Raw genomic sequence first — 12584 nt, 5'->3', positions numbered from 1 at the left:
CGCAGCACGAAAATGAACGATAGTCCATATCGTGCGCAGCCCCACCGGCCGCGACCCAGGAGGCGGACATGGCAGATCGTCTCACGCGACGTCAAGCGCTGCAGCGAATAGCGGCGGCGGGAGCCGGTCTCGCGCTCGGGGCGCCGTTTGCCGAACGCGCTCGCGCGGAACGCAGACGGCCGAACATCGTGGTCATCCTCACCGACGACCAGCGGTGGGATGCGATGGGCTGCGCGGGCAATCCGTTCGTCCGCACGCCGAACATGGACCGCATCGCCGCTGAGGGCGTGCGGTTCACGAAGGCCTTCGTCACCATATCGCTGTGCGCCCCCAGCCGCGCTTGCTTCCTCACCGGCACTTACCCGCACACGCATGGCGTGCGCACCAACCAGGGCGAGGAGTTCGGGCCGCCCCTGCGCCATTTCCCCGCGATCCTGAGCGGCGTCGGCTATGACACCGCGTTCATCGGCAAGTGGCACATGGCGCCCACGGCTCAGCCGCGGCCCGGCTTCGACTACTGGCTCAGTTTCAAAGGCCAGGGCACGTACGGCGACCCCCAGCTCAACGAAAACGGACGCGACTTCAAGGCGCAGGGCTACATGACCGACCTGCTCACCGAATACGCGGTCAACTGGCTCCAACGCCCGCGATCCCGGCCCTTCTGCCTGTACTTGTCACATAAGGCCGTACATGGGCCGTTCACGCCGGCCGCGCGTCACGCGGATCTCTATCAGGATGTGGACATGCCCGAGCCGGCCAGCTTCGACGACGATTTCGCAGGCAAGCCGGAATGGCTCCGCGCGTCCATGGTGCGCGGCGCGCGCCGCCAGGAGTGGCTTGCCGACCAGGACAAGCCCGTGCCCGACAGAATCCCGCCCGGCGACTGGAACCCGCGCAACAGGAGCCAGCTTAACTACTACCGCGCGCTCGCCGCCGTTGACGAGGGTGTCGGCAAGGTGCTCGAAACGTTGGGACAGCTCGGCGTTTTGGATTCTACCGTCATCGTCTTCGCCGGCGACAACGGATTCTTCCACGGCGAGCATCGCCGCGGCGACAAGCGCCTGATGTACGAGGAGTCCATCCTGATTCCGCTCCTCATGCGCTATCCGCCACTGGCTCCCGCGGGCGCGACGCCCGACGAGATGATCCTCAACGTGGACCTCGCGCCGACCATGCTCGATATCGCCGGCGTGCCGGTGCCGGATTTCATGCAGGGCCGCTCGTTCGCGCCGCTGCTCGCGGGCGGCGAATACCGGGCTCGCACATCGTTCCTCTACCAGTACTGGAAAGAGGACTGGCTGCCTGGCATCCCGACCATGCTCGGCGTGCGCACGACGCGCTGGAAGTACATCACGTATCCCTGGATTGACGACATTGACGAGTTGTACAATCTGGAAAATGACCCGCACGAGATGCGCAACCTCGCCCTCGACCCGCTCTACGCGCCGCAGCTCGATGTGATGAAGCGGGAGTTGGAACGCCTGAAACGCGAGACGGATTATGCCGAGCCGCCGCCCGCGCCGGTTGTGACGCAGAAAGCCAGAGGCCTGGTCCTGCACTATCGCTTTGATGGGGACGACCCGGCAAGGGTCGCCGACGCGTCCGGACATGGCAATGACGGCGCGATTCACGGCGCGCGACGCCGCCGTTGGCGCGGCGGCACCGCGCTGCAATTCACCGGAAACGAGCGCGTGGAGGTGCCGAAGTCTCGGTCGCTCAACGTCAGCAACACCCCGTTCGCAGTCGACGCGTGGATCAACGCGACGGGGCGCGACGGCGTCGTGGCTGCGCGCGGCGGCGAGACTCACGGCTTCTCGCTGTACCTCAAGGATGGCAGGCCGCACTTCGCGCTGCGGATAGCGGGAGTCGTTGAGAAGGTCGGCGCAAACCGCACGATCAACGGCGAGTGGGTGCACCTCGCGGCGGCGCTCACCGCTGATCGGCGGATGAAGCTCTACGTCAACGGCGAGGAGGTCGCCTCGCGCGAGGGGTCAGCGTTCATCGCCGCCGACCCGAACGAAGACATGCAGCTCGGCACGGACGCAGGCACACCGGTTGCTGATTATCGCGGCAACCACGCCTTGCGCGGGCTCATCGGCGAGTTCCGACTGTACGTCGGCAACATGACCGGCGACCAGATCCGCGCCCGCTACCACGCAGCGGTGCCGGCTCGGAGTCATTGATTCGGGTGCGAGCGAGTTGCGTCCGACGACTCTCCTTGGCTACTCTGCGAAGTGCCTACTGCGCCGAAGTAGCCTTCGGCGACGACGGCTGGAAGCGACTTCGCTACGAAGCATCATGAGGTGGGGCGGCCAGACGGGGCGGAAGACGGGTCAGCCCGTGCCGCATCACCAGAAATGTCGTTTGGCGAAGGCGCGACCCGGCCCCGACTTTAGATACCGTTCAAATGCCACGGCCCGGCCTGCCTTCTCGAAACGGACTGCTGCTACGATGCGCCACGGCACGTACCTCGACGTATGGGGCGACTTGCCAGCGTTGTGCTCTTTCAGACGTTCCTCTGGGTCCGATGCTAGTCCAACGTATCGCTGCCGCGGATAGCGCACGCTCTCAAGGAGATAGACGCGCTTCATGATGACGCCCTCCGTCGCCAAGGCTTCGGCGGGCACCAGCCTTCGCCGGAACCACGGCTTGCCAGCCGTAGCTTCAGCGAAGGCTGGTGGAGGAAAACGACCTGGGATCGAAACATTCTCCGACTGCGGACGAGGTCGCGGATCTCGACCCGGCGCCAGTTTGGTGAGGAGACATCACCCGTGTCGAAACAAGGCCGGCCTGGGTGGTAAGTCGCCAAAGCGATAAGAGTATTGTCTCATTTCTGCTGAGCAGAGACGACGTTTTGCTTCGGTGTGAACCTTGCCCCGATCCCAGCCTGGGATCAGTCGCGGCACACAACCGGCATCCGCAGGATCGTCTTCAGCCGTTCGGGTGGGACGCGACGTGGATCTGAAAGGTAGATCTCATGATGCTTGCCGACGGGCACCAGCCCTTCCCGATAGGCAAATTCCTTCATCTCTCCGATTGTGTCACTCTCGCGCTCGTATGGCCCCACGTGGAGCATCTGGATGCACATGCCCTCGGCCATCTTTTCGAGCCGGACCTGAGCAACCTCGCGTTGCTTGCCTTTATCGAGCAGGGCCGAGACAGCTTGCTTTAGCTCATGCTTGCCGACAAAGCCAGGCGTGCGGATCAACAGCCTCCAGTTCCATTTCTCCCTTGGGAGTTGTTCGAATCGGACGCCTTCCTTCTCGCCCCACCACTGGGCCTCCAGCTTGCCGATCACATAGTCTTGTTCCCCGGCAAATCGGCGCGTCATCTTGATCGTGTAGGCGACCCCATAGAGCGCACCAACCTTCGCCGTGAATTCCGCACCTCCTGGTGCGCCGTGCCCCTCAATGGTGAGATAGATCCCCTCCCGAATATTAACGAGGATGGGCGACTTAGGCGCCGCATATTCATCTTGGTGCGTTCTGAAGAGATCAATCTTCTCCTGTGTTGCCATCATCCGGACTCCTCTGCCAGGTTTTCGAATGTGCTGGACAAACAAGATGAACTGTCGGCTGCTGCGTACAGCTTGTTCCTGAGTTCGCTCCTATCGCGGTTCCAACGGTGCGTAGATATCAGTGATCAGGTCCTCGGGCTCCGTGCCATCCGGATCGTTGAGATAGCACTCCAGGCACGGCGCAGAACGCAACTCCCGGCCGCTCATTGGCAGCCACTCTCCGAGCAGCTTCGCGTATGTCTCACCTAGCTTCTCATAAGCTCCAAAATGAGTCGTGACGGCATACTGCCCGCCGGTGATAGTCTGCAGGCCAATCTCGCCTTCAGCCTCAAAGTCGTCATTCACCGTGACACACGCATCGTAGCGAAGCTTCTCTGGAGGTGTAATCTCCGGGTCGTCGTAGCAGATGCCGATGAATCTCGTGTCGCCCCCAAGCATGCCCTGCCTGCCGAGCTGCGCGGTGAGCTTGCCCCAGGCGGTGCTGCATTCACCGTACGGCCCGGTGTGGCGGACGAAGGCTGCACGCATTGGTTCGATATTCTGGATCCTCACCTCCATGATTTCGCCTCCTGAGCAGATGGGGTTGAAGTCCTTCAATTGCTTTCCCCCGCGGTAGTGAACACCAGAGGCCGTGCTGATGCGCGAAGTAGAGCGGCTGCATGAGCGAAACTCGGAGGGCGAGACGCTTTCCATAGCTTTGAAGGCGCGACTGAATGCCTCGTGGGTTTCGTAGCCGGCCTCGAGCGCGATCTTTATGATCGGCTTGTCGCTGCGCTTAAGCTGTGACGCCGCGCGCTCCAACCGGAGGCGCCGGATGTGCTCCCCGACTGATTCCCCCAGCATGCCGCGGAAAATGCGATGAAAGTGATACGGTGAAAAGCAGGCGACTCCCGCCAACTCCTCAAGGGAGAGCTCATCATCGAGGTGTTGTTGGATGTACACGAGTACTCGCAGCATACGCTCTTTGTACGCCTTTAACGTTGACCTCTTCATTCTTCCCACGCTCTGACTCAGCAGTCTAACATATCTTCGTGAGCCGTGCTTGATTGCATTTGCGAATTCCTTCCATAGGGGATACTGTGGTTCTCAGATGAGAACCGGAGAGGCATCAGCGATCATCCAGTCTCCCTCCCTTGGGGCCAGGCAAGCCCTGCCTGTGAGCATATCACGGGGCATTGGCGTTGAGGAATCAGTCTACCCGCTGTTCTGTCCGGCTCGTTGCTTCGGTGCCTTGCCGCCGAGGCGCTGCTGCCGGGTGCGCTATCCCAGATCCGCCCGCAGGAAGCGACCTCGTTGGACATGGGCTTGCCTCCTGCCTCGCCAGGCGCCCACGCAAGGAGGCTGTGACTAACTGGGAGCTTTCGTTGTCAGGTCACTTTGGTGCTGGCTTGACACTCGAAGCGCCTCGGCGCTTCCCCAAAGCGATAAAGTCGAAGGGTGGTGGAGCAAAACGACCCGAGATCGAAACATTCTCTGGCTGTGGACGAGGTCGCCGATTTCGATGTCAGAGCGTTTTGGAGTAGGGGATGCTGGTATCGAAACGCTCTCTCTCGTCCAGAGAGCGATCTCAGCGTCGCCGAATCTCTACAGTCGGTCTCACGCCCCGGGCCGCGAGAATGAGCAGGATCGCGATAGAAAGCGCGACCAAGATCTCCGATGACTTATTGTTGTTCACCTGACGATCTGCTTGTGTCCTCTCCCCGCCCCGGGCCGCGCCGTCGCTGCTGCCCGTCCCAGAGAATCGATTTCGCCAATGTACACCTCGGTGTTTCGGAGAAGTTGTTCCCGAAACACCAAGAACAAGCTCACCAAGACACAGGAGAGTCGCCGATCATTCTTCCTGCGATCCACGCCCGAGGGTTACGTGCTCCCACCTGCTATAGATGCCGCGCAGAATGATAAGCATCACGAAAGCGCTGGCGGCGGCGCCGACGATGATGCCGATAAGATCGGCCAGCGTGTGTACCATGCCCATGAACGCCAACACCACCGGAACCTCCACCGCGATGATTAGTACGACCAGCAAGCCCGTCGACCATTTGTTTCCGTACGGCGCCACGCCGCTCGCAATCATGCCGTAGGCGACGTATAGCACCGTCGCCATCCAGATCAGCGAAATATCCAGGCATTGCCGGGGATCTTGTTTCAGGATCAGGAGGCGTACCATCAGGTCGATGCTCAGCGCGATGCTGAATATCCACATTCCGCGCGCCGCCCAGCGCTGTTGTGTGGCAACGATGCGTTCATCATAGTGGTTGCTCATTGGGGTTCCTCCGCCCAAAAGAGATCGGTCAACGACTTGTCTAACGCCTGCGCGAGGCACAGGCATAAGGTGATCGTCGGGTTATACTGTTCCGCCTCGATCAACCCGATGGTCTGCCGGGTCACCCCGATCAGGTCCGCCAGCTCCTGCTGCGTGTAGCCGCGTTCCACCCGCGCCAGCTTGACCCGGTTGCGAACACGCAAATCCGCCTTCCTCATGCCGATGCTCCAATTCCCAAGGGACTACGCCTGAAATGTAACATATAATAGGCACAATGTCAAGTATATTTTGCATTGGCTCGAAAGATATTTCGCGACATTCCGCGTTACCAGGCGAGGGACGAAGAAGCCGGGATACCACACAGCGGCCTGGTGAGGCAGCTATGGTGGCGGCACCGGGAATCGAACCCGAATCCGAGGAGCAGTCGCCGCGGGGCGCGGCTCCTACGGGCGCGTTGAGCGCGGCCCGCCGTCAGTCCACCGCGATGGTCGGCGCGGGGAAGTTCCACATCCCCGCCAGGATCGCCCACGTGACTGCGGCGATCAACTCGCCGAACACGAGACCGAGGAAGAACGGCCGCGCCCACACGAACCCCCGCATGCCCGAGTAGCGCAGCGTCGCGCTCTTCAGCGCCCACGCCACCATCATCGGGAACCAGAACACGATCAGCGCCCACGATGCCGACATCGCAAATCCCAAGGGGTGGAACGGCCACCAGTAGAACCGCAGGCGCATTAGGCCGAGGAAAACTGTGAACGCCGAGCCGGCCACGAAGAACAACGGCGCCTCCCAGTTGAACGGCGTCTGCCGCCCCATCAGCGGCTGGTGTTCGCGGAAAAACTGAATCGAGTTGGTCCGGTAGCTATAGCCATAGAGAGTGAGCGCGCCTTTCTCGTAGGGCAGGCGCAGCTCGATGTACCCGGCGATGACGAACGTGGCGAGCAGGGCGAGGACATAGACGCCGAGCATCCGGCGGCGCGTCACGCCCACGCCGTCCGCGATCTTCTGCGTGTCGAGATACCCGGTCAGCGTCATCCCGCGAAGGTCGCGCGTCAGCGCCCCCTGGGTCCACGCAAGCGCCGTCAAATTGCGCGGCCCGACGACTCCCTTGTCCGACACCACGCCGATGACGTCCAGCGGCGTAAACGATCCCTCCGTCATCAGCAGGCCCGCCTCCGCCGTGCACCGCGCCATGATGATCGCCTGCACGAATACGTACACCCCCAACTCGAACGCCGCTAGCCACAGCGACATGCCCGTCAGATAACACCACACACATGCCAGGCCCAGGCTCGCGAACAGCCCGATGAACGCCGCGCGGTAGGGGAGTAGCTCGCCCGTGTCGTCAATGGGACGCCTGCGATCGAGCGCGCGTTTGATATGCGGCCACGCCACGTAGAGGAAGTAGAGCGCGAGCACGAAGAACGCCCCCGCCGTCTCGTACGCCAAATACATGTGGGTCGTGGCGTGGGGCGCCGGACGATGGATGGCGCCGAACATCGCGCCGATCACGTCCTGCACCTTGCCGAAGAGGTAGAAAAACCAGAACGCGAACGTCAGGTCCGCGGGCAGGAGATAGAAGAACCCGATCGCCGCGAACGATAGATTCGCGCGCAGGTAGCTGATGTCGCTCCACGGCTTGGTCGTGAAGTATTGGTTGAGCGTCATCGTCACCTGGAGCGAAGGGATGAACGGGTAAATGCGGCTCAGCCCGTTCATGCTGTGGATTATGGCCGGTATGGCAAACCCCATCCATAGCAGCTTGCTGCGGAACAGCGGCGGCGCGTCGGCGAGCGTCTGGTCGCGGATCATCTCGACCGGTATCTGCGCCAGCGGAAACGTCAGCTTCTCATTGTCCGCCCATTGACGATGCAGGATCGTCGAGAGGCAGATAAACGCGGCGAAAATGCACACCATGAGTGCCAGCCACACCGCCAGCGGCCCGATCCACAGCCCCCACGGGATGTGCTCGCCTTCGCTCAGCCCTTCATAGAACGCCTTGGCGACGAATTGCTTCTCCTCGCCAGTCGTGTCCCACGGCACCAGCCAGTCCGGGATGTAGCGGAAGTACAACGTGGACCACTTGTTCGTCGTATCGGCGAAGTAGTTGACGCCCACCATTAACGGCAGGAGGCGCTCCATCAGCCCGCGCGAGGACAGCATCGCCCCGAGCAGCATCATCGTGTAGATCGTCAGCCACTCGAACGCCGACATCCCCCACAGTCCGCTCAACCTCCGGATGCCTTTGTTCCCGACCACGAGCAGGAAGAACACGGCGAGCACGCTCGGCGGAAACTGGTGGATGCTGATCTGCATGCTCCCGGCCTGCAGCTCCGCCCACGCGGTGATGTAGGCGATGAGGGTGATGCCCGCCAGCCCGATCAGGTACGCGCGGAGGGCAAGCCAGATGCGGGTGATCATGCTGAGGCCCGCGCGGTCGCTAGTGGGGGAGGAGCGCGTCACTACGAGGCGTCCCGTCCCGCGAGGAACTCGACATATGCGGCGCGCACTTGCTCCAGGCGCGTAACGCGGCGGTCGAGTAGGCCTCGCAGAAAATCGGCAAGCGCCGCGCGCTCATCTTGAGGCACGTAGGCTTCGATGCCCGCGTGGCGGCGGAACGCGTCCGACTTGCGGTCCCACGTGAAAAGGACAGGCGCGTCCGCGCTGGCGCCTGCGTGCACGGCGGACACTCGGCGCAGCACCGCCGGCCCGCGCCGCTCAGCGGCCACGAACAGGGTGAAATCGAGGGCCGCCAGCGCCTCTTCGTCCACCGAGAGCGGCGGCGCAAGCAGCATCTCCCGAAGCTGCGGCAGCGTGTCGGCGTGAAGCCCGGTTGCGATCATATCGCCCCGCCGCGCCAGGTTCACATAGTCCTGCACGGCGCGCCCCCAGATGTAGCCGTACCAGTGCCCCGAGCCGATCTCGTGCGCGAGATAGCATCTGCGGCGGTCCCGCGAACCGCCCGCAGCGGCCAGCACGCGCTCGTCGTCAACCGTCACGATCTCGACTCCCGGCGGCAGGAACGCCAGGATCGCCGCCATGACCGTCGTCTTGCCGGCGCCCCCCGGCACCGCCCCGGACAGAAAGCTCGCCCCGCGCCCGACGAGCGCGCACAAGCAACTCGCCACCTCGAGATCGAGCGTCCCTGCGGCCAGCAGGTCAACCACGCTCAGCATGCGCCCGCCGCGCTGATTCAGCGCCTCGATCTGAGCCAGGTTATGACGCTCGAGCGAGTTCACGGTATTCGAGCCGCGGATTGACGAGGATGAACGCGAATACGGCATGTCCGCGGATTTCATAGATCACGCGGATTCCCATCCAGCCATGTTCCCAATCCTCGGAATCCGCGCAATCCGTGGATGCGCCCAGATCCGCGCTCACGCTCGCGCCGCAGTGACTTCTCCGGCGACCTTGACCCAGTTCGACAATGAGTCAGGGTCGTCGCGGACGGTGTGCGTGTCCTTGAGGATCATCTCGACGATGCATCCGTCGGCGATGTCCAGGCACTCGTTGATCTCTCGGCGTACGCGGTCGGCATCGAACTGCAGGCAGATCGGTGCCGGATTCGGCTTCCAGGAAAAGACAATCCTGTTCTGGAGCGCCTCCGCCGCGGCCCGCAGGTCGGTCCACGGGCTGACCGATACGCGGCGCAGCCGCGGCACCCCTTGGATGATTCCGAGTTTATGGGTCACATCTTCGCAGCACCCGTAGCAGCTGAGCCCGAAGCGGTCGAGCAGCCGCCCCTGGTATTGCAGCACAAACTCCTCGTGCATCGCCGGCGACACCAGCGCCAACTCCTGCGCCTCCGCGAAACCCCAGAGGTCGCGCAGGCGCACCCGGCCGTCGAACCCGGGGCCGGGCAGATCGTCGGTGTACCCGACGCCGCCCGAGCCGACATAGTCATCGCCGTTGTTGAGACTCAGGTCAGGCACTTGCTCGACCTGATCGAGCAAGCGCTCGGTCGCCTCCGTCATGAACGTCATCACATCGTGCAGCCACTGCGGGCGGTCGCACATGTCGAGCATAATCTGGTCAAGTCCGCGGAACCTCACCAGCGTCCCGATCAGGCTCGTGTCAATTCCGATCCGCCTGTGCAGGTTCACCTCCAGGATGTCGCCGAACACGTCGCGCACGGTCTCGAAGTTCTCCTGCGTCTTCTTCTCGTCCACCGTGAGCGCAGGCTGCTTCAGCTTTCTCGCGTCCTCGGGGTCCTTGATCACCGGGTCGAACGCCCACGCACCGCGCCCCGCGGGACTGTTGATCTGCTTGGCATCCATGCCCCACCCGGTATTGCTGTACGCGAGCCCGACCTTGAGCCTCGGCTCGATTACATTGTCGTCGCGCAGGTGCTCCCAGCGGTAGATGATATGGCGCAGATGCCATTCCCAACGGCGGAAGGTGGGATCGGCCACGGTGAGGACGCTGTCGGGCAAGAGATCCTGCCACGCGCCCTCGGGGAATACGAGGACCATCGCCTTGCCCGGCTTCAAGCCGTTGTGGCGCTTCCATTCCTCGCGGTTGGCGGCGTTCTGCGGATGAGCGGCGATCTCCGCGACCCGCTCGGCCAAGTCGCGCAGCGTCGCTCTGTCAGCGGCGGTGACAGACATGCCATTCCTTTCCGTTCAGCGCCATCGGGTCTCGCTGATGCCGCCTCCGGGATTTCGACGCCGCCCGCTTGAGCGCCTCCACCGAAGCTGCGCGCCCGCCTATTTTGCGCCGCGGCTTGCCAGCCGCCGGGTCCTCGCGCCGAGGATGAGATCGGCGAAACGCGAGGCGTTGCGCTCGATGCGCCCAAGCGACTCCGGGGTGAACAACTGCTTCCAGTCCTCAGGCACCGATCCGGCGCCGCGCAGCGTGCCTGCGAGCATAGCGGCCCGCCCGGCGATGGTGTCGGAATCGCGGCCGATATTGGTGCCGCCGATGGCCGCCTGGCGCACGTCGCCGTCGGCGATCTTGAACATGGCAAGCGCGAAGCCCCACAGCTCAAGCGGATCTATCATGTGGTAGAGCAGGCATTTCTCGCATAGCTCCGCGCGGACCGCAAGCACGTCATCGTACTTGTCGGCGATGTCGAGGCAGGCTTGGATGTAGTCGTAGGCGCTGCGGAACGGTCGGTCGTCGAAGCTGTGCAGCCGCTCCTTGGGCGCCGCCGCGAGCGCCGCTTCCAGGACGTCGTCCACGGTTGCCTCCGGGCGCATCGCCGCGGCGACGGTCGCCGCCAGCATCGTCGCGGCGAGCACGTCGCGCCCGCGCTGGTACATGTACGAGATGGCGGTGGCGTCAATCGCCGCGAACTCCGGATCGCCGAAGTGGTATACGCCGACCGGCTCCATGCACATCACCGTCGAGCCGGTCACCACGCTCCAGTGGCCGGTGACGCGCGGATCCCAGCCCCCACAGATCAGGTCATAGGCGTGGCCCATACAGAGCACGAAGAAGTGGTCGCGGTTGAGGCGCTCCTTCCAGGTCTTCCCGAAGTGGCGCGCCATGACGGGCAGGCCGCCGCGTTCGAGGTAGGTTTCCACGAGCAGCATCGCCATCTGGTTGTCGTCTTCGCCCTCGAGTCGGCGCGGGTCAAGGATCGTCGTAATGTGATCCGGGTATTGATCGTCAATCTCCCAGTAGAACCGCCCCTCGACCGGCGAGCCCATCGCGTTGCCGATCGCGCCGGCGAGCATGCAGCCGTACACCTTGTCCAGGAGCAGCGATCCCCCATCGGCCTGCGGCGCGGCGAGGCGGCCCGTCATCTCGACGATCTCCCGCTCCTTCCCAAGGCGGGCTTTGACCACGTCCACCATCGGCAGCCACGGTTTGACCTGCGGCCCGGCCCACTGCCGCCAGCTCTCCGGGAAGATCTCCGCGCCGTGCAGGGCGCCGGTGACGGCCCCACCGATGACCGCCGACACGGCATGGCCGCCCAGCATCGCATCGTAGCCGGACGCGGGATTCGGCCCCACCACGAGCGCCATCAGCTTCTGCGGGTCCGCCGCGCAGTGCTTGAGCAGAGGCAGAACGAAGCTGATCGGGTTGAAGGCTATCCAGTTCTCCTCCCGGCGGGCCGAGCCGCGTCCGCCGCACAGCATCCACCACGCGGCGAATTCCTCTTCGTTGCGTGCCATGAGCGACTCGGCGTGGCGAGTAGGCTGGTTGAGCTGGTAGAACAGATCAGGGTTGTGGCGATGCGCGATCTTGAGCACGGTCTCCACGACCATCTCTGGATCGGACGCGAGATCGAACGCAGCGGCGACGGCGGCCGCGCACAGGCCCGCCCAATCCGCGCCCACCCGTGGTTGCGCGACCGACGCCAGCTCGACGCCGTCGAGATAGGCGTATTCGGGATCATTGAGGTGGAATATTCCGACTGCCGGCATTGCCGCGGCGATCAGCCCGCACGGCGCCGCGCCCAGGCCGCTGATGCGCGGGTGCATCCCTTCCCTGAGCATCTCTTGGATGCTGTGGATCCCGTCCCACGCGAACACTGGCCCGGCGATGTCCGCGTCGTCCCTAAGCGCGGCCGCGAAATCCTCGGGCGTCGCGCGCCCGCCCTTCGCCACGTACGCCTGCACGCCGACGTTGATGAACGGGGTCACGGGGCGAGCGTCAACCCTGCCGTGCTGCTCTTCGTACTCCCCGACGGGCTCGAGGGCCAGGTGCAGGATGTCTTTCGGTTGTCCAAGCGCGAATTTCTCGGGTCTGACGCGCCGCGCAAAACCGAATTCCGCGCCGAGCGCGGCGCCGAGCAGACAGCCATGTATTCTGTCCTCCAGCAATGCCGATGCCATTGGGGCTTCCTCCAGTGCGCCT

The 12584-nt window shown here is 63.6% G+C and carries 10 protein-coding genes; 1 reads left to right on the top strand and 9 read right to left on the bottom strand.

Annotation, left to right across the window (positions count from 1 at the left end):
* Positions 1 to 68 precede the first annotated feature (68 nt).
* Complete coding sequence (locus JSV65_09840; protein ID UCH36633.1) at positions 69 to 2183, top strand: sulfatase-like hydrolase/transferase; 2115 nt, start codon at positions 69 to 71, stop codon at positions 2181 to 2183.
* A gap of 165 nt (positions 2184 to 2348) precedes the next feature.
* On the opposite strand, the gene JSV65_09835 is transcribed toward JSV65_09840, so the two are convergent.
* The 9 genes from JSV65_09835 to JSV65_09795 form a co-directional block, all read right to left on the bottom strand.
* Positions 2349 to 2591 (bottom strand): GIY-YIG nuclease family protein, encoded by a 243-nt coding sequence (locus JSV65_09835; protein UCH36632.1) that lies wholly within the window; start codon positions 2589 to 2591, stop codon positions 2349 to 2351.
* A 302-nt stretch (positions 2592 to 2893) separates the two neighbouring features.
* Positions 2894 to 3520, bottom strand: coding sequence for a GyrI-like domain-containing protein (locus JSV65_09830; GenBank protein ID UCH36631.1), 627 nt, complete (start codon positions 3518 to 3520; stop codon positions 2894 to 2896).
* Between the two features lie 87 nt (positions 3521 to 3607).
* The gene (locus JSV65_09825) at positions 3608 to 4510 is read right to left on the bottom strand and encodes an AraC family transcriptional regulator (protein ID UCH36630.1); all 903 of its coding nucleotides are present in this window, start codon (positions 4508 to 4510) and stop codon (positions 3608 to 3610) included.
* Positions 4511 to 5348: 838 nt separating this feature from the next.
* Positions 5349 to 5780 (bottom strand): hypothetical protein, encoded by a 432-nt coding sequence (locus JSV65_09820; protein UCH36629.1) that lies wholly within the window; start codon positions 5778 to 5780, stop codon positions 5349 to 5351.
* Positions 5777 to 5998, bottom strand: a complete 222-nt coding sequence (locus JSV65_09815) for a helix-turn-helix transcriptional regulator (GenBank protein ID UCH36628.1) — start codon at positions 5996 to 5998, stop codon at positions 5777 to 5779. The genes JSV65_09820 and JSV65_09815 overlap by 4 nt, the downstream gene beginning before the upstream one ends.
* Before the next feature lie 253 nt (positions 5999 to 6251).
* Positions 6252 to 8201, bottom strand: coding sequence for a hypothetical protein (locus JSV65_09810; protein ID UCH36627.1), 1950 nt, complete (start codon positions 8199 to 8201; stop codon positions 6252 to 6254).
* 41 nt (positions 8202 to 8242) lie between these two features.
* Positions 8243 to 9064, bottom strand: a complete 822-nt coding sequence (locus tag JSV65_09805) for a hypothetical protein (protein UCH36626.1) — start codon at positions 9062 to 9064, stop codon at positions 8243 to 8245.
* A gap of 93 nt (positions 9065 to 9157) precedes the next feature.
* Positions 9158 to 10387 carry a hypothetical protein gene (locus JSV65_09800; protein ID UCH36625.1) on the bottom strand — a complete coding sequence of 410 codons (1230 nt, stop codon included), beginning with the start codon at positions 10385 to 10387 and terminating at the stop codon, positions 9158 to 9160.
* Positions 10388 to 10486: 99 nt separating this feature from the next.
* Positions 10487 to 12584 (bottom strand): ADP-ribosylglycohydrolase family protein (locus tag JSV65_09795; protein ID UCH36624.1); only part of this gene is annotated, 2098 nt, incomplete at its 5' end.

Source organism: Armatimonadota bacterium, from assembly GCA_020354555.1.
Lineage (GTDB): Bacteria > Armatimonadota > Hebobacteria.
Note: the sequence above shows the minus strand (reverse complement) of the source record. Positions and strands in the feature narration are given on the sequence as shown.